The organism is Nonomuraea glycinis (assembly GCF_014646515.1).
Taxonomy (GTDB): domain Bacteria; phylum Actinomycetota; class Actinomycetes; order Streptosporangiales; family Streptosporangiaceae; genus Nonomuraea; species Nonomuraea glycinis.
Genome location: NZ_BMNK01000008.1, coordinates 350,426 through 375,994, shown reverse-complemented (window position 1 = coordinate 375,994; position 25,569 = coordinate 350,426). Strand labels below are relative to the sequence as shown.

Annotated in this window: 22 protein-coding genes and 1 tRNA gene; 22 read left to right on the top strand and 1 reads right to left on the bottom strand. The window is 70.6% G+C overall.

Annotation, left to right across the window (positions count from 1 at the left end):
* Positions 1 to 58: 58 nt before the first annotated feature.
* From IEY87_RS24335 to IEY87_RS24255, 17 genes are all read left to right on the top strand, one after another.
* The gene (locus IEY87_RS24335; protein ID WP_189141111.1) at positions 59 to 1,042 is read left to right on the top strand and encodes a LacI family DNA-binding transcriptional regulator; all 984 of its coding nucleotides are present in this window, start codon (positions 59 to 61) and stop codon (positions 1,040 to 1,042) included.
* Between the two features lie 69 nt (positions 1,043 to 1,111).
* Complete coding sequence (locus tag IEY87_RS24330; RefSeq protein WP_189141056.1) at positions 1,112 to 2,095, top strand: ABC transporter substrate-binding protein; 984 nt, start codon at positions 1,112 to 1,114, stop codon at positions 2,093 to 2,095.
* A gap of 64 nt (positions 2,096 to 2,159) precedes the next feature.
* Positions 2,160 to 3,671, top strand: coding sequence for a sugar ABC transporter ATP-binding protein (locus IEY87_RS24325; protein WP_189141055.1), 1,512 nt, complete (start codon positions 2,160 to 2,162; stop codon positions 3,669 to 3,671).
* Entirely contained in the window at positions 3,668 to 4,681 is a 1,014-nt protein-coding gene (locus IEY87_RS24320; protein ID WP_189141054.1) for an ABC transporter permease, read from the top strand. Before IEY87_RS24325 ends, IEY87_RS24320 begins: the two co-directional genes overlap by 4 nt.
* Positions 4,678 to 5,664: a galactofuranose ABC transporter, permease protein YjfF gene (gene yjfF, locus IEY87_RS24315; RefSeq protein WP_189141053.1), complete on the top strand. Its 987-nt coding sequence runs from the start codon at positions 4,678 to 4,680 to the stop codon at positions 5,662 to 5,664. Before IEY87_RS24320 ends, yjfF begins: the two co-directional genes overlap by 4 nt.
* A 186-nt stretch (positions 5,665 to 5,850) precedes the next feature.
* Positions 5,851 to 6,969, top strand: coding sequence for a multiple monosaccharide ABC transporter substrate-binding protein (chvE, locus tag IEY87_RS24310; RefSeq protein WP_189141052.1), 1,119 nt, complete (start codon positions 5,851 to 5,853; stop codon positions 6,967 to 6,969).
* A gap of 58 nt (positions 6,970 to 7,027) precedes the next feature.
* The gene (mmsA, locus tag IEY87_RS24305; RefSeq protein WP_189141051.1) at positions 7,028 to 8,557 is read left to right on the top strand and encodes a multiple monosaccharide ABC transporter ATP-binding protein; all 1,530 of its coding nucleotides are present in this window, start codon (positions 7,028 to 7,030) and stop codon (positions 8,555 to 8,557) included.
* A gap of 5 nt (positions 8,558 to 8,562) precedes the next feature.
* The gene (mmsB, locus tag IEY87_RS24300; RefSeq protein WP_225277526.1) at positions 8,563 to 9,822 is read left to right on the top strand and encodes a multiple monosaccharide ABC transporter permease; all 1,260 of its coding nucleotides are present in this window, start codon (positions 8,563 to 8,565) and stop codon (positions 9,820 to 9,822) included.
* Positions 9,823 to 9,897: 75 nt separating this feature from the next.
* Positions 9,898 to 10,881, top strand: coding sequence for a LacI family DNA-binding transcriptional regulator (locus IEY87_RS24295; RefSeq protein WP_189141109.1), 984 nt, complete (start codon positions 9,898 to 9,900; stop codon positions 10,879 to 10,881).
* 55 nt (positions 10,882 to 10,936) lie between these two features.
* Positions 10,937 to 12,595: a ribulokinase gene (gene araB, locus IEY87_RS24290; RefSeq protein ID WP_189141108.1), complete on the top strand. Its 1,659-nt coding sequence runs from the start codon at positions 10,937 to 10,939 to the stop codon at positions 12,593 to 12,595.
* Complete coding sequence (locus IEY87_RS24285) at positions 12,592 to 13,239, top strand: L-ribulose-5-phosphate 4-epimerase (RefSeq protein WP_189141050.1); 648 nt, start codon at positions 12,592 to 12,594, stop codon at positions 13,237 to 13,239. Before araB ends, IEY87_RS24285 begins: the two co-directional genes overlap by 4 nt.
* Positions 13,236 to 14,690, top strand: coding sequence for an L-arabinose isomerase (gene araA, locus IEY87_RS24280; protein WP_189141049.1), 1,455 nt, complete (start codon positions 13,236 to 13,238; stop codon positions 14,688 to 14,690). Before IEY87_RS24285 ends, araA begins: the two co-directional genes overlap by 4 nt.
* Before the next feature lie 145 nt (positions 14,691 to 14,835).
* Positions 14,836 to 15,747 carry an NADP-dependent oxidoreductase gene (locus IEY87_RS24275; protein WP_189141107.1) on the top strand — a complete coding sequence of 304 codons (912 nt, stop codon included), beginning with the start codon at positions 14,836 to 14,838 and terminating at the stop codon, positions 15,745 to 15,747.
* Between the two features lie 76 nt (positions 15,748 to 15,823).
* Positions 15,824 to 17,026 carry an FAD-binding protein gene (locus IEY87_RS24270; RefSeq protein WP_189141048.1) on the top strand — a complete coding sequence of 401 codons (1,203 nt, stop codon included), beginning with the start codon at positions 15,824 to 15,826 and terminating at the stop codon, positions 17,024 to 17,026.
* Positions 17,027 to 17,116: 90 nt separating this feature from the next.
* On the top strand, positions 17,117 to 17,908 hold the full coding sequence (locus IEY87_RS24265; RefSeq protein WP_189141047.1) for an LLM class flavin-dependent oxidoreductase: 792 nt from the start codon (positions 17,117 to 17,119) through the stop codon (positions 17,906 to 17,908).
* Positions 17,909 to 17,943: 35 nt separating this feature from the next.
* Positions 17,944 to 18,336, top strand: a complete 393-nt coding sequence (locus IEY87_RS24260; RefSeq protein ID WP_189141046.1) for a DUF3224 domain-containing protein — start codon at positions 17,944 to 17,946, stop codon at positions 18,334 to 18,336.
* A 25-nt stretch (positions 18,337 to 18,361) separates the two neighbouring features.
* Entirely contained in the window at positions 18,362 to 19,417 is a 1,056-nt protein-coding gene (locus tag IEY87_RS24255; protein WP_189141045.1) for a type III polyketide synthase, read from the top strand.
* An 8-nt stretch (positions 19,418 to 19,425) separates the two neighbouring features.
* Here IEY87_RS24255 and IEY87_RS24250 read toward each other — a convergent pair whose 3' ends face one another.
* Positions 19,426 to 21,210, bottom strand: a complete 1,785-nt coding sequence (locus tag IEY87_RS24250) for an asparagine synthase-related protein (RefSeq protein WP_189141044.1) — start codon at positions 21,208 to 21,210, stop codon at positions 19,426 to 19,428.
* A gap of 142 nt (positions 21,211 to 21,352) precedes the next feature.
* Between IEY87_RS24250 and IEY87_RS24245 the strand changes: the two genes are divergently transcribed.
* The 5 genes from IEY87_RS24245 (at position 21,353) to sigJ (ending at position 25,482) form a co-directional block, all read left to right on the top strand.
* On the top strand, positions 21,353 to 22,816 hold the full coding sequence (locus IEY87_RS24245) for a vWA domain-containing protein (protein ID WP_229699376.1): 1,464 nt from the start codon (positions 21,353 to 21,355) through the stop codon (positions 22,814 to 22,816).
* Positions 22,817 to 22,855: 39 nt separating this feature from the next.
* On the top strand, positions 22,856 to 23,341 hold the full coding sequence (locus IEY87_RS24240) for a MarR family winged helix-turn-helix transcriptional regulator (RefSeq protein WP_194511334.1): 486 nt from the start codon (positions 22,856 to 22,858) through the stop codon (positions 23,339 to 23,341).
* Positions 23,334 to 24,191 carry an alpha/beta fold hydrolase gene (locus IEY87_RS24235; protein ID WP_189141041.1) on the top strand — a complete coding sequence of 286 codons (858 nt, stop codon included), beginning with the start codon at positions 23,334 to 23,336 and terminating at the stop codon, positions 24,189 to 24,191. The genes IEY87_RS24240 and IEY87_RS24235 overlap by 8 nt, the downstream gene beginning before the upstream one ends.
* A gap of 88 nt (positions 24,192 to 24,279) precedes the next feature.
* A tRNA-Ala gene (locus tag IEY87_RS24230) sits at positions 24,280 to 24,352 on the top strand.
* Between the two features lie 176 nt (positions 24,353 to 24,528).
* The gene (sigJ, locus tag IEY87_RS24225; protein WP_189141040.1) at positions 24,529 to 25,482 is read left to right on the top strand and encodes an RNA polymerase sigma factor SigJ; all 954 of its coding nucleotides are present in this window, start codon (positions 24,529 to 24,531) and stop codon (positions 25,480 to 25,482) included.
* Positions 25,483 to 25,569: the final 87 nt, after the last annotated feature.

Sequence of the window (25,569 nt, the reverse complement as noted above, 5' to 3'; positions counted from 1 at the left end):
CCCAGGCACGGAAAGGAGCACGGCCGTGACAGCGATCCAGAAGCAGCGCCCGCCGGTCATGGCCGACGTGGCCAAGGAGGCCGGGGTGTCGCACCAGACGGTCTCCCGCGTGCTCAACGACCACCCCAACGTGCGCGGCGACACCCGCGCCCGAGTGCTGGAAGCGATCGACAAGCTCGGCTACCGCCGCAACCTCGTCGCCCGCGCCCTGGTCACCAGGCACTCCAGGACCCTCGGCGTGGTCAGCTTCGACACCACCCTGTACGGCCCCGCCAGCACGGTCTACGGCATCGAGCAGGCGGCCAGGGCGGCCGGCTACTTCGTCAGCATCGTCAGCCTCACCTCCATCGACAAGGCCGGCGTCCGTGACGCCCTCGACTACCTGGCCGACCAGGGCGTCGACGGCATCGTGGTGGTCGCGCCGCAGCGCTCCGCGGCCGAGGCGCTGGCCGATCTGCCGGTCGGCGTGCCGGCGGTCGCGGTCGAGGGCGGCCAGGCCGGGGACGTCGCGGTGGTCTGCGTGGACCAGGTCGAGGGGGGCAGGCTCGCCACCGAGCATCTGCTCTCCCTGGGTCACGAGACGGTCTGGCACGTCCGCGGCCCCTCCGACTGGCTGGAGGCCGAGGGGCGGGTGGCCGGCTGGCGGGCCGCGCTGGCGCGGGCGGGCCGCGCGGCGCCGGAGCCGCTCGCCGGGGACTGGAGCCCGCGCTCGGGTTACGAGGCCGGGCGCGGCCTGGCGCGCATGGCGGACGTCACGGCGGTCTTCGTGGCCAACGACCAGATGGCGCTCGGCGTGCTGCGCGCCTTCGCCGAGCAGGGGGTGAAGGTGCCCGAGCAGGTGAGCGTCGTCGGCTTCGACGACATCCCCGAGTCGGAGTTCTTCTCGCCCCCGCTCACCACCGTCCGGCAGGACTTCGGCGCGGTCGGCCGGCACAGCATCGGCGTGCTGCTGCGGCAGATCGAGGCGGACGGGCCCCGGGAGCCCGAGCGGCTGGTGGTCCCTCCCACGTTCGTCCCACGAGTCAGTACGGCCCGGCGCTAGCAGGACACGGCGCGGCGATTCCGCCCGCGCATTTGTTAACGCTCACATGTAAGAAAGGACACCCCCCACATGATGAAGAGGATCACCGCGTTAGTGATCGCCGGACTGACGGCGGCGGCGCTGACCGGGTGCGGCAGCAGCGGTTCCGAGGGCGGCGGCGGAGGCGGCGGCGACGACGCCATCGTCATGGGCTTCTCCCAGGTCGGCGCGGAGAGCGGCTGGCGGACCGCGAACACCAAGTCGGTGCAGAGCGCCGCCGAGAAGAGCAAGATCACGCTGCGCTTCTCCGACGCTCAGCAGAAGCAGGAGAACCAGATCAAGGCCATCCGCTCCTTCGTCCAGCAGAAGGTGGACATCATCGCCTTCTCGCCGGTGGTGGAGTCCGGCTGGGACACGGTGCTCAAGGAGGCCCAGAACGCGAAGATCCCGGTCATCCTCACCGACCGGGCGGTGGATTCCAAGGACACCACGCTCTACAAGACCTTCCTCGGCTCCGACTTCGTCGAGGAGGGCAAAAAGGCCGGTCAGTGGCTGGTCGAGGAGTACAAGGACGCCAAGGACACGGTGAACATCGTCGAGCTGCAGGGCACGACGGGCTCGGCGCCGGCCAACGACCGCAAGGCGGGCTTCGCCGAGGTCATCGGCGCCGACCCCAAGTTCAAGATCGTGGCCTCGCAGACCGGCGACTTCACCCGGGCCAAGGGCAAGGAGGTCATGGAGGCGTTCCTGAAGTCCACCCCGGACATCGACGTGCTGTACGCGCACAATGACGACATGGGTCTGGGCGCGATCGAGGCGATCGAGGGCGCGGGCAAGGTGCCCGGCAAGGACATCAAGATCATCACCGTGGACGCCGTCAAGGACGGGATGCAGGCCCTGGCCGACGGCAAGATCAACTTCATCGTGGAGTGCTCGCCGCTGCTCGGCCCGCAGCTCATGGACCTGGCGCAGAAGGTGCTCAAGGGCGAGAACATCCCGGCCCGCGTGGTGACGGAGGAGACGACGTTCGACCAGGAGCAGGCCAAGGCCGCGCTGCCCACCCGCGAGTACTGACCGGTGACGAGACCGGGGCCGGCCGCGCAGGCCGGTCCCGGTCAATGAACGGAAGGGGCGCCGGATGGAGGCACCCGCGCCGATCCTGCGGATGAGCGGAATCGGCAAACAGTTCCCGGGCGTGCGCGCTCTGGACGGCGTGGACCTGCGGCTGCTGCCCGGGGAGGTGCACGCGGTCATGGGCGAGAACGGCGCGGGCAAGTCGACCCTGATCAAGGTGCTGACCGGCGTCCACCCGGCCGACGCCGGGGACATCGAGCTGGCCGGCCGGTCGGTGGCGTTCGGCAGCCCGCTGGAGGCCCGGCAAGCCGGGATCAGCACCGTCTACCAGGAGGTCAACCTCTGCGTGAACCTGTCGGTGGCGGAGAACATCCTCATCGGCCGCGAGCCGCGCCGCCTGGGGCGCATCGACTGGAAGCGGATGCGCGCCAGGGCCAGGGAGCTGCTCGCCCGGCTGGAGCTCGACCTCGACGTCTCCGCGCCGCTGTCGTCCTACTCGCTGGCCATCCAGCAGATGGTCGCCATCGCCCGCGCGCTGGACGTCGACGCTCAGGTGCTCATCCTGGACGAGCCCACCTCCAGCCTGGACGCCGACGAGGTCGACCGGCTCTTCGGGGTGATGAAGCGGCTCAAGGACGAGGGCATCGCGATCCTGTTCGTGACGCACTTCCTCGACCAGGTCTACGAGATCTCCGACCGGATGACGATCTTGCGCAACGGGCGGCTGGTCGGCGAGTTCCTGACCAGCGAGCTCAGCCAGGTGGAGCTGGTGGCCAAGATGATCGGCCAGGAGCTCGAGGTCCTGGACAAGCTGCACGGCGAGGCGAAGGTCTTCGACCGGCCGCTGGTGGAGGCGCGCGAGCTGGGGCGCGCCGGCGCCATCGAGCCGTTCACGCTCACCATCCACGAGGGAGAGGTCGTGGGACTGGCCGGACTGCTGGGCTCGGGCCGTACGGAGGTCGCCCGGTTGTTGTTCGGCGCCGACCACGCCGGGACCGGCCAGGTGGCCATCGGCGGCGAGCCCACGCCGCTGCGCACACCCCGGGCGGCGATGTCCCACAAGATCGCTTTCTGCTCGGAGAACCGCAAGACCGACGGGCTCGTCCCGGACCTCACCGTGCGCGAGAACATCGTCCTCGCCCTCCAGGCGACCAGGGGCTGGACCAGACCGGTGCCGCGCGAGCAGCAGGACGAGCTGGTCGGCCGGTACGTCAAGGCGCTGCGGATCAGCCCGGCCGACCCCGAGCGCCTGGTGCGCGACCTGAGCGGCGGCAACCAGCAGAAGGTGCTGCTGGCCAGGTGGCTCATCCTGGAGCCGAGGCTGCTCATCCTGGACGAGCCCACCCGGGGCATCGACGTGGGGGCCAAGGCGGAGATCCAGCGCCTGGTCGCCGAGCTGTCCAGTGGCGGGGTGGCGGTGCTGTTCATCTCCGCCGAGCTGGAGGAGGTGCTGCGGCTCAGCCACAAGGTCGCCGTGCTGCGCGACCGCAAACTGGTCGCCGAGTTGCCCAACGACGACGCGCTCAGCACCGAGGTGCTGATGGAGACGATCGCCAGCGGAGGTCGAGACCGATGAGACGCCTGCTCTGGCCGGTCCTGATCCTGGCGCTGCTGTTACTGGTCAACGTGCTGTTCACGCCCGGCTTCCTCAGCGTCCAGGTCCGCGACGGGCACCTGTACGGGAGCCTGATCGACATCCTGCGGTTCGGCGCCCCGCTGATCCTGGTCTCGCTCGGCATGACGCTGGTCATCGCGACCGGCGGCATCGACCTGTCGGTGGGCTCGGTGGTGGCCATCTCGGGCGCGCTGGCCTGCCTGCAGATCAGCCAGGACGCGGGCGTGTTCACCGCCGTGGTGCTGGCGCTCGGGCTGAGCGTGCTGCTCGGCGCCTGGAACGGGTTCCTGGTGGCGGGCGTCGGCATCCAGCCGATCATCGCCACGCTGATCCTCATGGTGGCCGGGCGCGGCCTGGCCCAACTGATCACCGACGGGCAGATCATCACCGTCAACGACCCCGCCTACAAGCTGATCGGCGGCGGCTACTGGCTGACGGTGCCGTTCGGCATCCTGATCGTGCTGGTGGTGCTGGCGGTCACCGCGTTCCTGACCCGGCGGCTGGCGCTCGGCCTGCTCATCGAGGCGGTGGGCGGCAACGCCGAGGCGAGCCGGCTGGCCGGCATCAGGGCGCGCGGGATCATCGTCATGGTCTACGCGTTCGCGGCGCTGTGCGCGGGCGTCGCGGGGCTGATGATCAGCTCGAACATCTCCAGCGCCGACGGCAACAACGCCGGGCTCTGGATCGAGCTGGACGCGATCCTCGCCGTGGTGATCGGCGGCACGTCGCTGGCCGGTGGGCGCTTCTCCCTCGGCGGCACCGTGCTCGGCGCGCTCATCATCCAGACGCTGACCACCACGATCTACTCGATCGGGGTGCCGCCGGAGACGACGCTGCTGTTCAAGGCGCTCGTGGTGACCGTGGTCTGCCTGATCCAGTCCACGGCCTTCCGCGACAAGGTGTTCCATCGCCGCAGACCGGTGGCTCTGGCCGGACCGGCGACCGAGGAGAAGGCGCGGGTGACGGCATGACGACGCTGACGCTGGGCGGTGGCCGGACCATCCCGGCCAGGTACGTCCCGGTCCTGGTGACCGCGTGCCTGTTCGTGGCGATGTTCGTGGTGGGCGGGATCCGCTACGACGGGTTCGCCACCGGGCAGGTCGTGCTCAACGTCTTCGTCGACAACGCCTTCCTGCTGGTCGTGGCCGTCGGCATGACGTTCGTGATCCTCACCGGCGGGATCGACCTGTCGGTGGGCTCGGTGGTGGCGCTGTCCACGATGATCTCGGCCGGCCTGATGGCCGGGCCGGGCTGGCCGCCGTACGTGGTGATCCCGCTGGTGCTGCTCGTCGGCTCCACCCTGGGGCTGATCATGGGCTATCTGATCCACGCCTTCGAGATCCAGCCGTTCATCGCCACGCTGGCCGGGATGTTCCTGGCCAGGGGCCTGTGCTACACGATCGGCACCGAGTCGATCCCGATCGACGACCCGACGTTCACCGCGTTCGCGCAGACCAGGATCGACCTGTTCGCCGATCTGTGGATCTCGCCGAGCGTGCTCGTCGCCCTCGTGGTGGTGCTGGTCGGGGCCTACGTGCTGCACTACACGCGCCTCGGCCGGGCGGTGTACGCCACCGGCGGGAGCGAGCAGTCGGCGGTGTTGATGGGCCTGCCGGTGGGCCGGACGAAGATCACTGTCTACACGATCTCGGGCTTCTGCTCCGCGCTCGGCGGGGTCCTGCTGTCGTTCTACACCCTGTCCGGGTACGGCCTGCACGCGAGCGGCATGGAGCTGGACGCCATCGCGGCGGTCGTCATCGGCGGCACACTGCTGACGGGCGGCACCGGGTTCCTGTTCGGCACCGTGCTGGGCGTGCTCGTCCTCGGGCTGATCCAGACGATCCTCAGCTTCCAGGGCACGCTCAGCTCCTGGTGGACAAAGATCTTCATTGGGCTGCTGCTGTTCGTCTTCATCCTTCTGCAGCGCCTATTCTCAACCAGGACACGCCGCTGACCTGGGGCCGAGCGTTACCCGAACGTTTCCTGGAGGTTGCCGACAGCCATTGACAGTCCCGTTGTTAGCGATAACAATCTGCGAGAACGTACGAGAGCTTTATCCCGATTTATCACTCTCTGTGATCTATCCCCCTGTATCGACGGCAGCACCTACTGCCGAAAGCCCCATGCGAGGAGAAACCCGATGAGGTTGGCTCGACTCGGCGGACTGGTGTCCGCCATCGCGCTCGCCGCGACCATGACGGCCTGCGGCTCCAGCCAGAAGACGGTCGACGTTCAGCCGTCGGCGGGGGCCGAGGGCGGCAACGCCGGCGCCCTGATCGGCGTCACCATGCCGACCAAGTCGTCCGAGCGGTGGATCCACGACGGCGACAACGTCAAGGCGCAGCTGGAGAAGCTCGGCTACAAGGTCGACCTGCAGTACGCCGAGAACGACATCCCCACCCAGGCCAACCAGATCGAGAACCAGATCACCAAGGGCGCCAAGCTCCTGATCATCGCCTCGATCGACGGCACCGCGATCACCTCCCAACTGCAGCAGGCGGCCGACAACAAGATCCCGGTCATCGCCTACGACCGGCTGATCCGCAACAGCCCGAACGTCGACTACTACGCCACCTTCGACAACTTCAAGGTCGGCGTGCAGCAGGCGTCCTCGCTCCTGGCCGGCCTCGGCGTCGACAAGGGCGAGAAGGGCCCGTTCAACGTCGAGCTGTTCGGCGGCTCGCCCGACGACAACAACGCCACGTTCTTCTGGAACGGCGCCATGTCGATCCTCCAGCCGAAGATCGACGACGGCACCCTGGTGGTCAAGAGCGGCCAGACCGACTTCAAGACCGCCGCCATCCTCCGCTGGGACCCCGCCACCGCGCAGAAGCGGATGGAGGACATCATCACCAAGACCTACACCGGTGACACCAAGGTCGACGGCGTCCTGTCGCCGTACGACGGCCTGTCCATCGGCATCCTGTCGGCGCTCAAGAGCAGCGGCTACGGCACCGGCAGCCAGAAGTACCCGGTCGTGACCGGCCAGGACGCCGAGCTCGCCTCGGTCAAGTCGATCGTCGCCGACGAGCAGTACTCCACCATCTTCAAGGACACCCGCACGCTCGCGGAGACCACCGTCAAGATGGCCGACGCGGTGCTCAAGGGCGGCAAGCCCGAGGTGAACAACACCAAGGACTACGACAACGGCAACAAGGTCGTCCCCTCGTTCCTGCTCGACCCGGTCATCGTCGACAAGAGCAACTACAAGGACGTCATCATCGGCGCCAACTACTACACCGAGGACCAGCTCAAGTAAGGGCGTGCTCCGGGGGCGGTCCACCGCCCCCGGAGCCCCTGACCGAGGGGCTTGAGACATGACCGATCACATCTTGCGGATGAGCGGGATCACCAAGACGTTCCCCGGCGTGAAGGCGCTGCAGGACGTCACCCTGTCCGTGCGGCGGGGCGAGATCCACGCCATCTGCGGCGAGAACGGCGCCGGCAAGTCGACGCTGATGAAAGTGCTGTCCGGGGTCTACCCGCACGGAACCTACGAAGGGGAGATCACCTTCGAGGGCGAGAAGTGCGCGTTCGGCAGCATCCGCGACAGCGAGCACGCCGGCATCGTCATCATCCACCAGGAGCTGGCGCTCAGCCCGCAACTGTCGATCGCCGAGAACATCTTCCTCGGCAACGAACGGGCCAAGCGCGGCCTGATCGACTGGAACCGTACCAACTTCGAGGCCGCCCAGCTCATGGAGCGGGTCGGCCTGCGGGAGAACCCGACGACGGTCGTCACCGACATCGGCGTCGGCAAGCAGCAGCTCGTCGAGATCGCCAAGGCGCTGTCGAAGGAGGTCAAACTCCTCATCCTTGACGAGCCGACCGCGGCGCTCAACGACGACGACTCCGCGCACCTGCTCGACCTGCTGCGCGGGCTGCGCGAGAGCGGCATCACCTGCGTGATCATCTCCCACAAGCTCAACGAGGTCATCGCCATCGCCGACTCCGTCACGATCATCCGGGACGGCCGCACGATCGAGACGCTGGACATGGCGGGCGACGGCGTGAGCGAGGACCGGATCATCTCCGGGATGGTCGGCCGCGCCCTCGACAGCCGCTTCCCGCCGCACCAGCCGACGATCGGCGAGGAGGCGCTGCGCATCGAGGACTGGACCGTCTACAGCCCGAGCCAGCCCGGCCGCAAGGTCGTCGACGGCGCCTCGCTCAACGTGCGCAGGGGCGAGATCGTCGGGCTCGCCGGACTCATGGGCGCGGGCCGTACCGAGCTCGCCATGAGCGTGTTCGGCCGGACCTACGGCGTGCACATCTCCGGCAAGATCTTCAAGAACGGCCGGCCGGTCGAGATCCGCAGCGTCCAGGACGCGATCAAGCACGGCCTCGCCTACGCCACCGAGGACCGCAAGAGATACGGCCTCAACCTCATCGAGGACATCAAGCGCAACATCTCCGCCGCCGGGCTGAGCGGCCTGTCGCGGCGCGGCTTCGTGGACGAGCACGAGGAATACCGGGTCGCCGAGGGCTTCCACAAGAGCATGAACATCAAGGCGCCCAGCGTGTCGAGCGTCGTCGGCAAGCTCAGCGGCGGCAACCAGCAGAAGGTCGTGCTCTCCAAGTGGATCCTCACCGAGCCCGACGTGCTCATCCTCGACGAGCCGACCCGAGGCATCGACGTCGGCGCCAAGTACGAGATCTACACGATCATCAATCGCCTGGCCGACGAGGGCAAGGCGGTCCTGGTGATCTCCTCGGAGCTGCCTGAGCTGCTCGGCCTGTGCGACCGCGTCTACGCGCTCTGCGAAGGCCGGATCACCGGCGAGCTGCCCCGCGAGGAAGCCACGCAGGAACGCCTCATGCATCTCATGACCAAGGGACAGGAGTAGCTCCAATGAGCAGCATCACGCCCGCCGAGGTGAAGGTCGGCGCGAAGGGCGGACCTGAAGGGCCCAGGCGGCCGGGCCAGGTGTCACTGGGCGGACTCTCGCTCAACCTGCGCGCGAGCGGCATCTACATCGCCTTCGCCCTGATCGTCGCGCTGTTCTGGGTGCTGACGGACGGCGCCCTGCTCCAGCCGCAGAACATCTCCAACATCATCGTCCAGAACTCCTACGTGCTGATCCTGGCGATCGGCATGATCCTGGTCATCATCGCCGGCCACATCGACCTGTCGGTGGGCTCGGTGGTGGCGGTCACCGGAGCGCTGGCCGCGGTGCTCATGGTGAACATGGGCCTGCCGTGGCCGCTCGCCCTGCTGATCACGGTCGTCGCCGGTGGCCTCATCGGCGCCTGGCAGGGCTACTGGATCGCCTACTTCGGCATCCCGGCGTTCATCGTGACGCTGGCCGGCATGCTGCTGTTCCGCGCGCTCACCATGACCGTGCTGGGCAACCAGGGCATCGGCCCGTTCCCCGACCAGGTCCGCACCCTGGCCAACGGCTTCACCAGCGGCTACCTCGGCAACATCGGCCTCGGCCCGCTGGGCGGCGCCGACCTGTTCAGCCTGCTGATCGGCGTGACCGCGATCGCCGGCATGGTCGCCTCGCAGTGGCGCAGCCGCGCCGCGCGGGCCGGCTACGGCCAGGTCGTGGAGCCGATGGCGATGTTCGTGCTCAAGATGGCGGCCGGCGCCGGGCTGATCCTCTTCCTGGTCGTGCAGCTGGCCCGGTTCAACAACCTGCCCTGGGTGCTGGTGCTGCTGGCGATCCTGGTGCTGGCCTACTCCCTGATGGCCAACCGCACGGTCTTCGGCCGGCAGATCTACGCCATCGGCGGCAACCTCCAGGCGGCCGTGATGTCCGGCGTCAAGGTGAAGAAGGTCGTCTTCTGGATCTTCGTCAACATGGGCGTGCTGTCGGCCATCGCCGGCATCATCTTCGCCGGGCGGCTCAACCAGGCGGGCCCGACCGCGGGCAACTCCTTCGAGCTGGACGCCATCGCCGCCGCCTTCATCGGGGGCGCCGCCGTACAGGGTGGGGTCGGCAAGGTCGTCGGCGCGCTCACCGGCGGACTGATCATGGCGGTGATCAACAACGGCATGTCCCTGATCGGCTCGCCGAGCGAGCGGGTCATGCTCGTCAAGGGCGCGGTGCTGCTCGCGGCCGTCGCCTTCGACGTGTGGACCAAGCGCAGGGCGGGCGCGGCGGGCTGACGGCCACGCAATACGATCTCGGTGCCGAGGAGAGGAGAGACCGTGGCAACCACCCCCAAGCGCCGCCTGCCGGTCATGGCCGACGTGGCCAAGGAGGCCGGCGTGTCGCACCAGACGGTCTCCCGCGTGCTCAACGACCACCCCAACGTCCGGGCCGACACCCGGGCCCGGGTGGAGGAGGCGATCTCCCGGCTCGGCTACCGCCGCAACCTGGTCGCGCGCGCCCTGGTCACCAAGCGCTCGCGGATGCTCGGCGTGGTGAGCTTCGACACCACGCTGTACGGCCCCGCCAGCACGATCTACGGCATCGAGCAGGCGGCCAGGACGGCCGGCTACTTCGTCAGCATCGTGAGCCTGAAGTCCCTCGACGCCACCAGCGTGCGTGCGGCCATCGACTACCTCACCGAGCAGGGCGTGGACGGGGTCGTGGTGGTCGCCCCGCAGCGCTCGGCCGGTCGCGCGCTGGAGAGCCTGCCCTCCGGCACGCCGGCGGTGGCCGTGGAGGGCACCCACCGGGCCGATGTGTCGGTGGTCTGCATCGACCAGTTCGAGGGCGCCAGGCTCGCCACCCGGCACCTGCTGGACCTCGGCCACGAGACGGTCTGGCACGTCAGCGGCCCGCCGGACTGGCTGGAGACCGAGGGCAGGCTCGCGGGCTGGCGCACCACGCTGGAGGCGGCGGGCCGCCCGGTGCCGCCGCCGCTGCCGGGCGACTGGAGCCCGCGCACGGGTTACGAGGCCGGTCGGCGCCTGGCCGCGATGGACGAGGTCACGGCCGTCTTCGCGGCCAACGACCAGATGGCGCTCGGGGTGCTGCGGGCGCTGTCGGAAGAAGGGGTGAAGGTCCCCGACCGGATGAGCGTCGTGGGTTTCGACGACATCCCCGAGTCGGAGTTCTTCTCGCCCCCGCTCACCACGGTCCGCCAGGACTTCGACGCGGTGGGCAGGCGCTGCATCGAGGCGCTGCTGCGGCAGATCGACTCGGGGCCGGTCGCGTACGAGCGGCTGGTCGTGCCGCCCGCCTTCATCGTCAGATCCAGTACGGCTCCCGCACGATAGAGGCCTGCCCCGCCCGTACAATCCCCAGGAGTCAAGTGTGAACGTTAACAAGTATGTGGTCGGCGTGGACTTCGGCACGTTGTCCGGCCGTGCCGTCGTGGTCCGCGTCGCCGACGGCGCCGAGCTGGGCAGCGCCGTGCACGAGTACGCGCACGGCGTCATCGAGCGCGCGCTGCCCGGCTCCGAGGTGCGGCTGGGGCCCGACTGGGCGCTGCAGTCGCCGCAGGACTGGATCGACGTGCTGCGCCTGGCCGTGCCCCAGGCCGTCGCCGCCGCGGGCATCGCGCCCGAGGAGGTGATCGGCATCGGCACCGACTTCACCGCCTGCACCGTGCTGCCCGCCACCGCCGACGGCACGCCCCTGTGCTTCGAGACGCCGTCGCGCCCGCACGCGTGGCCCAAGCTGTGGAAGCACCACGCCGCGCAGCCGCACGCCGACCGGATCAACGAGCTGGCCGCCCGGCGCGGCGAGACCTGGCTGCCGCGCTACGGCGGCAAGATCTCCTCGGAGTGGGAGTTCGCCAAGGCGCTGCAGGTGCTGGAGGAGGACCCCGAGGTCTACGCCCGGGCCGAGCGCTGGATCGAGGCCGCCGACTGGATCGTCTGGCAGCTCGCCGGCGTGGAGAGCCGCAACATCTGCACCGCCGGTTATAAAGGGATATTTCAGGACGGAACCTATCCGTCGGCGGACTTCCTCGCCGAGCTGAACCCCGGCTTCGCGGACTTCACGAGCAAGCTCGCCACCGGGCGGGTCGGCGAGCACGTGGCGGGCGGGGTTCGGCTGGCCGCGCTCGGCGCGTCCGCCGGGACGCTGTCCGCGCGGGCCGCCGAGTGGACCGGGCTGCCCGAGGGCATCGCCGTGGCCGTCGGGAACGTGGACGCGCACGTCACCGCCGCCGCCGCGGACGCCGTCCGGCCCGGTCAGATGGTGGCCATCATGGGCACCTCGACCTGCCACATCATGCCCAGCGACCGGCTCGCCGAGGTTCCCGGCATGTGCGGCGTCGTCCAGGACGGCATCGTGCCCGGCCTGTGGGGCTACGAGGCCGGGCAGTCGGCCGTCGGCGACATCTTCGCCTGGTTCGTCGACTCGTTCGTGCCCGCCACCTACACCGAGCGGGCCGCCGAGCAGGGCCTCAGCGTGCACGCGTACCTGACCTCGCTGGCCGAGAAGCAGGCCGTCGGCGAGCACGGCCTGGTCGCGCTCGACTGGTTCGGCGGCAACCGGTCCGTCCTGGTGGACCACAACCTGTCCGGCGTGATCATCGGCCAGACCCTCGCGACCAGGCCCGAGGACGTCTACCGGACGCTCATCGAGTCCACCGCCTACGGCGCGCGCATGATCGTGGAGACGTTCGAGAAGTCCGGCGTCCCGGTCGAGGAGTTCGTCGTCGCCGGCGGCCTGCTGAAGAACCCCTTCCTCATGCAGGTGTACGCCGACGTGCTGCGCCGCCCGCTGTCGGTGATCGGCTCCGACCAGGGCCCGGCGCTCGGCTCGGCCATCCACGCCGCCGTCGCGGCGGGCGCGTACACCGACATCGAGGCGGCCGCCGCGACCATGGGCAAGCGCACCGAGGCCGCGTACGTGCCGGACGCGGCCAGGGCGGACGCCTACGACCGCCTGTACGGCGAGTACCGCAACCTGCACGACCACTTCGGCGACGGCAAGGCGCTGCACAAGCTGCGCGCGATCAGGAACGAGGCGAGCGCATGAGGAAGACCGTCAGCGACCTGCACGCCGAGCTGGTCCGCTACCAGCTGGTGGCCTGGACCGCGGGCAACGTGTCCGGCCGGATCCCCGGCGAGGACCTGTTCGTCATCAAGCCCTCCGGCGTCTCCTACGACGAGCTGACGCCGGAGACCATGGTGGTGTGCGACCTCGACGGCAACCTGGTGGAGGGGGAGCACGCCCCGTCCAGCGACACCGCCGCGCACGCCTACGTCTACCGCCACCTGCCCGAGGTGGGCGGCGTCGTGCACACCCACTCCACCTACGCCTCGGCCTGGGCCGCGCGCGACGAGGCGATCCCGTGCGTGCTGACCGCGATGGCCGACGAGTTCGGCGGTGAGATCCCGGTCGGGCCGTTCGCGCTGATCGGCGACGACTCCATCGGCCAGGGCATCGTCAAGACGCTCAAGGGTCACCGATCGCCCGCCGTCCTCATGCGCAACCACGGCGTCTTCACCATCGGCAAGGACCCCAAGGCGGCGGTCAAGGCGGCGGTGATGTGCGAGGACGTCGCCCGTACCGTGCACATCTCCCGCCAGCTCGGCGAGCCGCTGCCGATCCCGCAGGCCGACGTCGACCGCCTGTACGACCGCTATCAGAACGTCTACGGACAGAGGAGCCCACGTTGAACATCTGGTTTCTGACCGGCAGCCAGGGGCTGTACGGCGAGGACACGCTGAGCCAGGTCGCCGAGCAGTCGCAGCGGATCGCCGAGGCGCTGCCCGTGCCCGTGACGTGGAAGCCCGTGCTCACCGACGCGGCCGCGATCAGACGGGTGATGCTGGAGGCCAACGCCGACGACTCCTGCGCGGGCGTGATCGCCTGGATGCACACCTTCTCCCCGGCCAAGATGTGGATCGCCGGCCTCGACGCGCTGCGTAAGCCGCTGCTGCACCTGCACACCCAGGCGAACGTGGCGCTGCCGTGGAGCTCCATCGACATGGACTTCATGAACCTCAACCAGGCCGCGCACGGCGACCGCGAGTTCGGCCATATCCAGACCAGGCTGGGGGTGCCGCGCAAGACCGTCGCCGGGCACGTCAGCGACCCGGCCGTGGCCGAGCGGATCCTCGCCTGGACCCGCGCCGCCACCGGCCGGGCCGAGGTGCGCACACTGAAGCTGGCCCGCTTCGGCGACAACATGCGCGACGTGGCCGTCACCGAGGGCGACAAGGTCGAGGCGCAGCTCCGCTTCGGCGTCTCGGTCAACACCTATGGCGTCAATGACCTGGTCGAGGCCGTGGACGCCGCTTCCGACGCGGACGTCACCGCGCTGGTCAAGGAGTACGAGGAGCTCTACCGGGTGGCGCCCGAGCTGCTCGGGGAGCGGCAGGAGTCGCTGCGGTACGCCGCCAGGATCGAGCTGGGGCTGCGGCACTTCCTCGAAGGCGGCGGTTTCAAGGCGTTCACCACCAACTTCGAGGACCTCGGCGGGCTGCGCCAGCTCCCCGGTCTGGCCGTGCAGCGGCTGATGGCCGACGGCTACGGCTTCGGCGGGGAGGGCGACTGGAAGACCTCGGTGCTGCTGCGCACGCTCAAGGCGATGGCTCCCGGCGGCACCTCGTTCATGGAGGACTACACCTACCACCTGACGCCTGGCGAGGAGCTCATCCTCGGCGCGCACATGCTGGAGGTGTGCCCGAGCATCGCCGCCGGCACCCCGTCGTGCGAGATCCACCCGCTGGGCATCGGCGGCCGGGAGGACCCGGTCCGGCTGGTGTTCGACGCCGAGCCCGGTCCCGGCGTCGTCGTCGGCCTCGCCGATCTGGGCGACCGGTTCCGGCTGGTCGCGAACGAGATCGACGTGGTGGCGCCGCCCGAGCCGCTGCCCAGCCTGCCGGTGGCCCGCGCCGTCTGGCGTCCCCGCCCCGACCTGCGGACCTCGGCCGAGTCGTGGCTGACCGCCGGAGCCCCGCACCACACGGTGCTGTCCACGGTCGTCGGCACGGAGGAGCTGGCCGACCTGGCCGACATGCTCGGGGTGGAGCTGGTGGTCATCGACGCGGAGACCACCACCCGCCGGCTCACCAAGGAGCTGCGCTGGAACCAGGCCTACTACCGGCTGGCCCAGGGCTTCTGACAGCCGCCTGAAAAGTCCTACCAAGAAGCGCCATGTCCGGATTGGCGGTGGTGGTCAGGGGGACGTCTACCTCGTCCAGGAGTCGTCGACGGGGGTCCTCGTGCGCGCCATCGCCATTACCGGGTTCGGAGCCGATCCGGAGATCATGCAAGTACCCGCGCCCGAGCCCGGCCCGCGTGAGGTGTTCGTCCGGATGCGCGCCGCCGGTTACAACCCCGTCGACACGAAGGTCGCGGCCGGGGCCATGAAGGGCATGGTGCCGTTCACGTTCCCGCTGATCCTCGGCACCGACGGCGCGGGCGTCGTGGAGGCCACGGGGGCCGAGGTCACCGCCTTCAGCCCGGGCGACGAGGTCTTCGGCCGCTTCGCCGACTACCCGCGCGGCCTGGGCGCCTTCGCCGAGTACGGGGTGGCCGCCGAGGACGGCCCGATCGCCCACAAGCCACCGGGCGTGCCCTTCGAGCAGGCGGCGGCCGTGCCGACGGCCTCGGGCACGGCTCACGAGGTGGTCGAGACGGCCCGGCTGAACGAGGGCAAGACCGTGCTCATCATCGGCGCCACGGGCGGCGTCGGCCAGAGCGCCGTCCAGCTCGCCGCCCGGCACGGGGCCCGCGTCATCGCCACCGCCGCGCCCGACGCCGAAGCGCTCGTGCGCGACCTGGGGGCCTCCGACACCGTGGACCACAGCGCGGGCTCAGGTGGCGGCTCTGTCGCCGACCAGGTGCTCGCGCTCTGCCCCGACGGCATCGACGCGGTCCTGGACCTGGTGGACCCGGCCGAAGCGATCGGCGACGTGATCCGGATGCTGCGCCCCGGCGGCATCATCGTCAGCATCGTCGGCGCGCTGGACCCCGACGACCTCACCGAACGGGAGATCCGCGCCGTCAACCTCGTGCACCGCCCCAGCGGCCCGCTGCTCGCCGACCTCGGCGCCGCCCTCGACAGCGGCGACCTGCGCGTCAACATCCAGGCCCAGGTGCCCTTCGAACAGCTCCCCGACAGGCTGCGCGACCTCCAGCACGGCCACGCGCGCGGCAAGGTCGTCATCGAGATCTGAGAGCGGCCGCCCCGGCCGGCGTGGCGAGGTGAGGCCACCCGGGCCGGTGTTCCGGGTGGTGTGGCAAGGTGAGGCGGTGACGCTGACGAACTGGTCCGGAAACACCGAATTCCGGGCAACCCGGCTCCACCACCCCACCTCCCTCGACGAGCTCCAGCGCCTGGTCGCCGCCACCCCACGGGTGCGCGCCCTGGGCAGCGCGCACTCCTTCAACGACGTCGCCGACACCCCCGGCGAGCTGGTCCGCCTGGACCGCATGCCGTACCGGATCGAGATCGACGGCGCGGCGGCGCGCGTGCGGGTCGGCGCGAGCACCACGTACGCCCGGCTCGCCGCCGAGCTGCACGCCCAGGGGTTAGCCCTGGGCAACCTGGCCTCGCTGCCGCACATCTCGGTGGCCGGGTCCGTCGCGACCGGCACGCACGGGTCGGGGCCGGGCAACCAGAGCCTGTCGGCCGCGGTGTCGGCGCTGGAGCTGGTCACCGCCGACGGCTCCCTGATCACCCTCGACCGCGGCGACGCCGACTTCCCCGGCGCGGTGGTCTCGCTCGGCGCGCTCGGCATCGTCACCACGCTGACGCTCGACCTGGTGCCCGCCTTCGAGCTGCGCCAGTACGTGCGCGAGGGCGTGCCCGACGACGCGCCGTTCGACGAGCTGATGGGCGACGGCCACAGCGTCAGCCTGTTCACCGACTGGCACGACACCCGCGCCTGGATCAAGCGCCGCACCCCCCTGCCCGAAGGGGACTGGCACGGCACCCGGGCGGCGGACGGGCCCCGGCACCCGGTGCCGGGGATGCCGCCGGACAGCTGCACCGAGCAGCTCGGCGTGCCGGGGCCGTGGCACGAGCGGCTGCCGCACTTCCGCGCCGACTCCCCGCCGAGCAGCGCGGGCGACGAGCTGCAGACGGAGTTCGTGATGGACCGCGAGCACGCGGCCGGCGCGCTGCGCGAGCTGCGGGCCGTGCGGGACCGGATCCGGCCGGTGCTGCAGATCACCGAGGTGCGTACGGTCGCCGCCGACGACCTCTGGCTGAGCCCGTTCTACGGCCGGGACAGCGTGGCCGTGCACTTCACCTGGATCAGGGACACCGAGGCCGTGCTGCCGGTGGTCAGGCTGGTGGAGGACGTGCTGGCGCCGTTCGACCCCCGGCCGCACTGGGGCAAGGTGTTCACCCGGTGGCCGTCCTGCCCCGATCGGTTCCGCGAGCTGGTGGGCCGGTACGACCCGCGGGGCAAGTTCGCCGGCGACTTCACCCGCCTACTGCTGGGGGAGTAGGGCCCGGCCGGGGACGTGCGTCCGGCGGCGTAGCGGGTCACCAGCCTCGCGGACGATGTGCCGGGCGGGCCGATGGGTGATCGTTGAGACATGATCCACCATCCCTTCCGGTTCGGCGTCGTCGCCGGACACGCCCCCGACGCCGGCGCGTGGGCCGGCCTGGCGCGCCGGGCCGAGAGCCTCGGCTACGACACCCTGCTCGTGCCCGACACGCTGGGCACCCTGTCGCCGTTCGCCGCCGGGGCCGCCGCCGCGACGGCGACCACGACCCTGGGCGTCGGCACGTACGTGCTGTGCGCCCCGCTCCGGACGCCGGAGGCCGTCGCCTGGGAGACGGCCACGTTGCGCACACTCAGCGGCGGCCGGTTCGAGCTGGGCCTCGGCGCCGGACGGCCGGACGCCGCAGCCGACGCCGTCCGGCTCGGCGTCGATTACGGCACCCCGAGCCGGCGGATCGACCGGCTGGAGCGGACCCTGGACGCCGTCGAGGACGTGCCGATCCTGATCGCCGCCACAGGGCCGAAGATGCTCCGGCTGGCGGCGGCCAGGGCCCGCACCGTGGCGCTCGGCCTACCGCCGCACAGCACCGAGGAGCACCTCGCGGCCAAGCTCGACGAGCTGTACGAACTCGCCGGGGACCGCTTCAAGGAGCTGGAGCTCAACATCAACCTGGCCGTGGTGGGGGACGAGCAGCCCGCCTGGACGGTCAGCCGTTTCGGCGCCCTCGACGCCACCGCCGTCGGCAGGCTGTCCGGCACGGTCGAGCAGATGGTGGACAGGCTGAACAGGCGCAGGGACAAGCTCGGCGTGTCGTACGTGTCGGTCAACGGGCAGTTTCTGGAGCAGTTCGCGCCGGTGGTCGAACGGCTCGCCGGTACCTGACGGGAACTGACAGGTACGCCCGCCACCATGGACACATGATCGCAACAGGCCCTTTCGACACCGCCGACTGGAACGCCCAGCCGCCCTTCGACGACCGCGCCGGCGTCACGCTCGGGCACGTCACCATGAGCAAGACCTTCCACGGCGACCTGACCGCGACCAGCGTCGTGCACCTCATGGTCGTGTCCACCCCGGTCGAGGAGTCCAAGGCGTACGTCGCGGTGGAGCGTGTCGAGGGCGTCCTGCACGGCCGGTCCGGCAGCTTCGTCGTCCAGCACCTCGCGGTGAGCGACCCGGCCGGCCGGTCGCTGCGCGTCACCGTCGTCCCCGACTCCGGCACCGGCGAGCTGCGCGGCCTGCGCGGCGAGATGGACATCGCCATCGCCCCGGACGGCTCCCACTCCTACACCTTCGACTACACCGTCTGAGCGATCCTGTCGCCTGGTGGGGCGGATGTTAGCCCGCTCTTCTCAGCGGCAGAAACGGTGTATGTACATATCGGGGGTGCAGACCGTCCTGCCGGAGCACCGCTATGGGCAGGAAGAGATCACCGAGGCGTTCGCCCAGCTCACCTCGGCCGACGAGGAGCTGCTGACACGCTTTCACCTCGCCACGGGGGTGACCGGCCGCCACCTGGCGCTGCCGCTCGACGACTACGCCAAGCTCGACTCCTTCGACCGGGCCAACGAGGCGTACGTCGAGGTGGCGCTCGACCTGGGGGAGCGGGCGATCGCCGGCGCGCTGGAGAAGGCGGGATCGTCGCCGGACAAAGTCGATCTCCTGGTGTTCTGCTCGTCCACCGGTCTGGCCACGCCGTCGCTCGACGCCCGGCTCGCGCAGCGCGCGGGGTTGCGGACGGACGTCAAGCGGGTCCCGGTGTTCGGCCTGGGCTGTGCCGCCGGGGCCGCCGGGCTGGCCCGCCTGCACGACTACCTGCGCGGCTGGCCCGGCCACACGGCGCTGCTCGTCTGTGTGGAGCTGTGCTCGCTGACCGTGCAGCGCGACGACGTCTCGATCGCCAACCTGATCGCCAGCGGCCTGTTCGGCGACGGCGCGGCGGCCGTCGTGGCGACCGGGCGCGGCCGGGGCCGTGAGGTGGTGGCGACCCGCAGCAAGCTCTATCCGGACACCCAGCACCTCATGGGCTGGGACGTGGGCGGGCACGGCTTCCGGATCATGCTCGACGCCGGGCTGCCCGCGTTCGTCGATCGGGTGCTGGCCGACGACATCAGGGCCTTCCTGGCCGACTACGGCCTCACCACCGCCCAGGTGGGCACCTGGATCTGCCATCCCGGCGGGCCCAAGGTGATCGAGGGGATCGTGGCGGCCCTGGAACTGCCCGCCGAGGCGCTGGAGGTGACCTGGCGGTCGCTGCGCGAGCACGGCAACCTGTCGTCGGTGTCGGTGCTGCACGTCCTGCAGCAGACGCGCGGGCGCCCGAACCAGCCCGCCGTGCTGCTCGCCCTGGGGCCGGGGTTCTCCGCCGAGCTGCTCCTGATGCACTGGTGAGCGCCGGACTACGGCTTGGACACCGCAATCTTCTCCAGGCCCTCCGGCTGCTTGCCCGGGTACGTCCCGGTCAGCAGCGTACTGACCGTGTAGAGGTGCCAGGCGAGGCCCGGCTTCTTGACCACCGGGTCGGCGAACAGGGCGCGTACCTCGTCCGGGTTCACGATCGGCGTCAGGGCGTCGAGGTGGCCGAGCACCTGCGCGCGCAGCACGTCCGTCAGCGCGGGCCCGGGGCTGGTGCGCCAGCTCCAGCCGCCGCCGGTCTTGGCCGTCGGCATGTGCTCGGGTGGGACGTGGGTCCGCGTCCACCACTTGCGCTGGGCCGCCAGCCCTTCGGCGAACCGCCACGGTTTCCCCTCGATCGGCACATCCCGCAGCTCAGGGGCGAATCGCAGAATAAGTGAATAAATCACCTCTTCGGAGAGGCGCCAGCCCTGGTCCAGGCTGAGCGCGGCCCGTACCACCCGGTTGTCCAGGAACGGCCGGACCGGATCTCCCCGGCGCAGCGACCCGGCGCGGGCGCTGGCCTGCCAGCGCCCGACCTTGTACCAGATGTAGATGTGGTCCAGCGCTTCGAGCCGGTTCGTCCGCGCCTGCCAGGGCTTGGCGAGCTCGCGGGCGTGCTCGTTCGCCTCGGCGGTGAACAGCTTCTCGTCCTTGTAGAAGGTGTTGTTGACGCGCCGCAGCAGCGCCTTGTCGCTCAGGTCGCTCTGCAGCAGGTTCAGGCTGCCCGCCCGGAGCGTCTCGCCGCTCTGCCCGGACATGGTCGCCTTGCCGGAGTAGGGCAGGTAACCCACGATCGACTCGTACGCCGACGTCATGCCCTCACAGGTGCGCAGCGTCTCCCAGGCCCGGCTCAGCGGGTGCTCCACCAGCACCGCGTCCTGCTGGGCGGTCTGCGGGGGAGCGATCACCGTGTGCTCGACCTTGAGCAGGGCCGCGATCCGGCGGGCCAGGATCACGTCAGGATGGGTGTCGAGCCCGTTCGTGGTCACCCGGAACGGCACCCGCGCCGCGTGCAGCAGCGCGGCCAGGATCCGGGTGTCGCGCCCGCCGGTCAGCGCGAGGTTCACCGGCTCTCCGGCGTCGCGCAGCGGCGCGACGGTGGCGAGCAGCGCGTCGGCGAGCTCCGTGATCGCCGCCCGCTTGCTCCGCGCCGACCCGGGCACGGCCGCCGCCTCCGGCAGCGGCGTCTCGGTGATCGTCCGCCGCCCGTCCCGCACGTCCAGCCGCGAGCTCGGCCGCAGCGCCGTCACTCCCATGTACGGGGTCTCGTCCGACAGGAAGAACCCCTGCCGGATCATCGTCTGCAGCGCGAGCACGTCATGCTCGATCCGCTCGGTCGGCTGGGCGGCCAGGTGCACCAGCAGGGCCCGGCTGCCCACGATGTGCAGCTCCGGCGTCTCGGCGTAGAAGACGGGGCAGACCCGGTTGATCGCGGTGGCGGCGGTCAGCTCGCCGTCCCGCGCGACCCAGGCGGAGAAACAGCCGCCCACGTCGCCGCTGGAAGGATCGTCCAGCAGCCGGGTGGCCTCGCCCGGATCGGCCAGGTGACCGTTCAGCCCGAGGACCCGGCCGCCGTGGTCGGCGATCAGCGGCGGCTGCCGGGAGTCGTCGGGCTCGTTGCTCCACCCGAACAGCGACACCCCCCTGCCCTGCCATTCCCGCGCCCGGATCACGTCCGGAGGCACCGGGAACACGGTCTCGATGACGGCTCGGACCCGGTCCTGGACATGGGCGGGAACGTCGCGGCCTTTGGCGGCCAGCCCTAAATAGACACGCACGAGGTCCATGACTACCGGATATGACCGGTTCACCACAATTGATCACGCGTGGATAGCGGTTTGCGCTCGCTTGCGTCACCGGCCCGGCCAACTGTGGCCGGGGAGCCGTCGTACGGCCTGGAGGTGCATTGCGATGAAATTTCGTCCCTTAGTGGCGAGTATCGGGATCGCGGCGCTGTTGGCGCTCGCCGCGTGCGGCGGCGGACCAGGTGGCAACGCCACCGCTCCCGAACGCGCTCCCGACCAGGCATCCGGCAACGAGCAGCGGCCCCGGCCCACCGCCTCGGCGAGTCAGGCCCCGAACGAAGACCAGGACACCACCCGGGCGCAGATCTCCACCTTCGCCCTCGACGTGGACACCGCCTCCTACGCCTACGCCCGCCGTACGCTCGAGGAGGGCCGCTGGCCCGAGCCGCACCAGATCCGGCCGGAGGAGTTCGTCAACTCCTTCAGGCAGGACTACGCCGAGCCGCCCGGCGACGGCTTCGCCGTGCACGTGGACGGCGCCCGGCTGGGCACCCGCGACGAGGCCGTCCTGCGGGTCGGCCTCCAGACGCGCGCCACCTCCGACGAGGCGCGCCGCCCCGCCAACCTCACCTTCGTGGTCGACGTCTCCGGCTCGATGGCCGAGCCCGGCCGGCTCGACCTGGTCAAGCGGGCCCTGCACACCCTGCTCGACCAGCTCGCCCCCGGCGACCAGGTCTCCATCGTGGCCTTCAGCGACACCGCCGAGGCGCTGGCCTCGATGACCCCGCTCACCGCCAAGGACGACCTGCACGCGGCCGTCGACCGGCTCGTCGTCGCGGGCGGCACCAACCTGGAGAGCGGCATGCTGCTCGGCTACGAGCACGCGGCCAAGGGCTTCCGCCCCGCCGCCACGAACAAGGTCATCCTGCTCTCCGACGGCCTGGCCAACCAGGGCAACACCGCCTGGCAGGCCATCCTTGACCGGGTCAAGGAGCAGGCCGGCGAGCAGGTGACGCTGCTGACCGTCGGCGTCGGCCGGGAGTACGGCGACGAGCTCATGGAGCAACTGGCCGACAACGGCGACGGCTCGGCCGTGTACGTCTCCACGCCCGAGGAGGCGGAGAAGACGTTCACCACGCAGCTCCCGGCCAACATCGAGCTGCGCGCCCGGGACGCCAAGGCGCAGGTCGCCTTCAACCCGTCGGTCGTGGCGAGCCACCGGCTCCTCGGCTACGAGAACCGGGCACTGGCCACCGAGGACTTCCGCGACGACTCCCGCGACGGCGGCGAGGTCGGCCCCGGCCACTCCGTGACGGCCCTGTACTCCGTACGGCTCAAGCCCGGCGCGACGGGCCAGCTCGCCACGGCGACCGTGCGCTGGCAGCACCCCGACACCAGGGTGGCCGCCGAGACCAGCGACTCCGTCGAGGTGGACGCGCTGTCCGGCGCGCTGTGGAAGGACGCGCCCGTACGGCTGCGGGTGGACGTGCTCGCGGCGGCCTTCGCCCTGTACATGCGGGACCGCGACGCGTTCGGGATGGACCTCGACGCGCTGGGGGAGCAGGGCAGGCGGCTGGCGGGCGAGGCCGAGGACCCGATGGTGACCGACCTGGTCACCCTCATCGACCAGGCCCGCGAGGCGGCCTGACCTCCGCCCCACTTGCCCGCTTCGCCGTAATATAGCAACATGGTTGACATGTTGACGGATGAGCGCGATGTCGCACTGTTCTTCCTCGGCTGGCGCTCCTTCATCGACGACGCCGACACCGTGCTCGCCGAGCACGGTCTCGGCCGGATGCACCACCGGGTGCTGTACGTCGTCGCCCGCAGCCCCGGCATCAGCGTCGGCGAGCTGGCCGGGGCGCTCGGCATCTCTCGCCAGGCGCTCCACCGGCCGCTGTCGGACCTGCGGCGCCGTGACCTCATCACGGGCGACGTCTCCGCACGCAGCGGGCGCGAGCGGGCGCTGTCGGCCACCACCGCGGGGCAGGCGCTCGAACGTGCCGCCACCGGTCCCCAGCTCGCCCACCTGTCCGCCGTCTTCGACGCCGCCGGCCCGGCCGCCGCCGAAGGCTGGCGGCGCGTCATGCGCGGCCTCGCCCACGACGCCGTCACCCAGGCGTCCCCCGCCACTCGTCACCTCGTCGACGAAGGAAGCGCCGATCATGCCTGACCTGGCCGACCAGTTCCTCGATCTGCCCGCCGGCCGTACCCACTATCGTCTCGACGGGCCGGCCGGCGCCCCCGTCGTCGTCTTCGTGCCCGGCGCCACCCTGCCGATGTTCGTCTGGGACGGTCTCGCCGACACCATCGCCGCCGGCGGCTACCGCGTACTGCGCTACGACCTCATCGGCCGGGGCGCCTCGGCCGCGCCGCGCATCACCTACGACGCCGACGCCTTCGACCGCCAGCTCACCGAGTTGCTCGACCGTGTCGAACCGGCCGGACCCGTGCACCTGGTCGCGCTCGCGTTCGGGGCCCTCATCACCGCCCGCTTCGCCGACCGCCGCCCCGAACGGGTGGCGAGCCTGACCTACGTCGCGCCGGACGGCTTCGGCGTCCGCATGTCCCCGGCCGTACGCCTGATGCAGCGCCCGGTGCTCGGCGACGTGCTGCTCGCGGCCGTCGGCACCGCCGTCCTGCTGTCCCGCCTGCCCGACTACTCCGACCGGCCCGAGATCGTCCAGGCGCTGCGCTCGCGGTTCCGTCCCTACGCCACCGCGCCCGGATTCCAGCGCGCGGTGCTCTCCTCCGTGCGCCGGATGCCCGTCCACGACGCCGGCGCTCTCTATCGGCGCAACGACGACCGGGGCGTTCCCACGCTCGTGCTCTGGGGGCGTGCCGACCGCGTCACTCCGCTGCCCGACCCCGAGCGTCTGCGCCTCGCCCTGCCCCATGCCGGGCTGCGCGTCTTCGACGAGACGGGCCACCTGCCCCACGCCGAACGGCCCGCCGAGGTCGCCACCGCCCTCACCGCGTTCCTCCAGGCCAACACCGCGGGCACTTCGGGCACGCCCGATTGACCATGTCCATGGGAGTGGGGGTCTACGCCGGAAATGGCGTACTTGGGGGCCGGGGAAGTCCGATACACTGGGGAACACAGCACTGCACGGGGCTATGGCGCAGTTGGTAGCGCGCCTCCATGGCATGGAGGAGGTCTGGGGTTCGAATCCCCATAGCTCCACCTCGAAGCGTCAGTGTTCACCAGCAAGGCCACCCTCTGGGGTGGCCTTGCTGGTTTTGGAGCATGACGACCCAGTGCTGCGCGGCTTGCCGCTCCGCGAGGTCGGGCAGGCCGTCGAACGGCGAAGGGCCCATCGCGGCGCGGCCGATTCGGGCCGGGCGACCTAGGATCGGGTCATGGCCCTGACCGTGAACGATGTCAACCGGTTCGAGGCGTTCAGGCCGCGCCTGGAGGCCATCGCCTACCGCCTTCTCGGCTCCGCCGGGGAGGCCGAGGACGCCGTACAGGAGACGTTCCTGCGCTGGCAGGCCGCCGACGTCGACCGCATCGAGGTTCTGGAAGCCTGGCTGACGAAGGTCCTCACCAACCTGTGCCTCAACCAGCTCAGCTCCGCGCGGGCCCGTCGCGAGACCTACGTGGGCCAATGGCTTCCCGAGCCGCTGCTTGCCGGGGACCCGATGCTCGGCCCGGCCGAAGCCGCCGAGCAGCGCGAATCGGTCTCGTACGCGGTCCTCGCCCTCATGGAGCGCCTCTCCCTCACCGAGCGGGCGGTGTACGTGCTGCGGGAGGCCTTCGCCTTCCCGCACCGGGAGATCGCCGAGATCCTCGACCTCACCGAGGCCGCCAGCCAGCAGATCCTGCACCGCGCCAAGAAGCACGTCGCGGACGGCAAGGCCCGCACCGAGGTCGACGAGGTAGCCGCCCGGCGGATCATCGAGGAGTTCCTGGCGGCCGCCACCAGCGGTCAGATCGAGCCGCTCGTGCGCCTGCTCACCGAGGACGCCATCTCGATCGGCGACGGGGGCGGGAAGGTCCCCGCCCGCGCCAAGGTGTTCGAGGGCGCCGTCGCGGTCGCGAAGTTCCTGCGGGGGCTGTTCAAACCCGGCGAAGCCAAGCGTGCCATGGTCGGCGGCGCGCCCGAGATCTACGCCTGGACCGCCAACGGCGATCCCGCCGTCGTGGCCGTCGTGGCCGTCGTGGACGGACGGGTGGTCGGCGTCACGTGCCTGGAGGTCACCGCCGAGGGCATCGTCGCGATCCGCAGCCAGGTCAACCCCGACAAGCTCGCACGCGCAACCGCGCAGTGGGCGGTCGCCGACCATGGGGAGCCTCTGTTCAACGCCTTCTGATCGCTGTGTGAGGTGCTTCACATCGCGTTCCTGTCAGGAAACGGCGGGTCGCCCGGTTCAAAGGGCGAACCCGCACCAGACAGGAGC

Coding starts and splice junctions, on each gene's coding strand:
- IEY87_RS24255 (WP_189141045.1), top strand. CDS start 18,362: ATGTTAGCCCGCTCTTCTCAGCGGCAGAAACGGTGTATGTACATATCG.
- IEY87_RS24250 (WP_189141044.1), bottom strand. CDS start 21,210: ATGGACCTCGTGCGTGTCTATTTAGGGCTGGCCGCCAAAGGCCGCGAC.
- IEY87_RS24235 (WP_189141041.1), top strand. CDS start 23,334: ATGCCTGACCTGGCCGACCAGTTCCTCGATCTGCCCGCCGGCCGTACC.
- IEY87_RS24265 (WP_189141047.1), top strand. CDS start 17,117: ATGATCCACCATCCCTTCCGGTTCGGCGTCGTCGCCGGACACGCCCCC.
- IEY87_RS24260 (WP_189141046.1), top strand. CDS start 17,944: ATGATCGCAACAGGCCCTTTCGACACCGCCGACTGGAACGCCCAGCCG.
- IEY87_RS24320 (WP_189141054.1), top strand. CDS start 3,668: ATGAGACGCCTGCTCTGGCCGGTCCTGATCCTGGCGCTGCTGTTACTG.
- IEY87_RS24275 (WP_189141107.1), top strand. CDS start 14,836: ATGCAAGTACCCGCGCCCGAGCCCGGCCCGCGTGAGGTGTTCGTCCGG.
- sigJ (WP_189141040.1), top strand. CDS start 24,529: ATGGCCCTGACCGTGAACGATGTCAACCGGTTCGAGGCGTTCAGGCCG.
- IEY87_RS24335 (WP_189141111.1), top strand. CDS start 59: ATGGCCGACGTGGCCAAGGAGGCCGGGGTGTCGCACCAGACGGTCTCC.
- chvE (WP_189141052.1), top strand. CDS start 5,851: ATGAGGTTGGCTCGACTCGGCGGACTGGTGTCCGCCATCGCGCTCGCC.
- IEY87_RS24285 (WP_189141050.1), top strand. CDS start 12,592: ATGAGGAAGACCGTCAGCGACCTGCACGCCGAGCTGGTCCGCTACCAG.
- mmsA (WP_189141051.1), top strand. CDS start 7,028: ATGACCGATCACATCTTGCGGATGAGCGGGATCACCAAGACGTTCCCC.
- IEY87_RS24330 (WP_189141056.1), top strand. CDS start 1,112: ATGATGAAGAGGATCACCGCGTTAGTGATCGCCGGACTGACGGCGGCG.
- yjfF (WP_189141053.1), top strand. CDS start 4,678: ATGACGACGCTGACGCTGGGCGGTGGCCGGACCATCCCGGCCAGGTAC.
- IEY87_RS24295 (WP_189141109.1), top strand. CDS start 9,898: ATGGCCGACGTGGCCAAGGAGGCCGGCGTGTCGCACCAGACGGTCTCC.
- IEY87_RS24240 (WP_194511334.1), top strand. CDS start 22,856: ATGGTTGACATGTTGACGGATGAGCGCGATGTCGCACTGTTCTTCCTC.
- IEY87_RS24325 (WP_189141055.1), top strand. CDS start 2,160: ATGGAGGCACCCGCGCCGATCCTGCGGATGAGCGGAATCGGCAAACAG.
- mmsB (WP_225277526.1), top strand. CDS start 8,563: ATGAGCAGCATCACGCCCGCCGAGGTGAAGGTCGGCGCGAAGGGCGGA.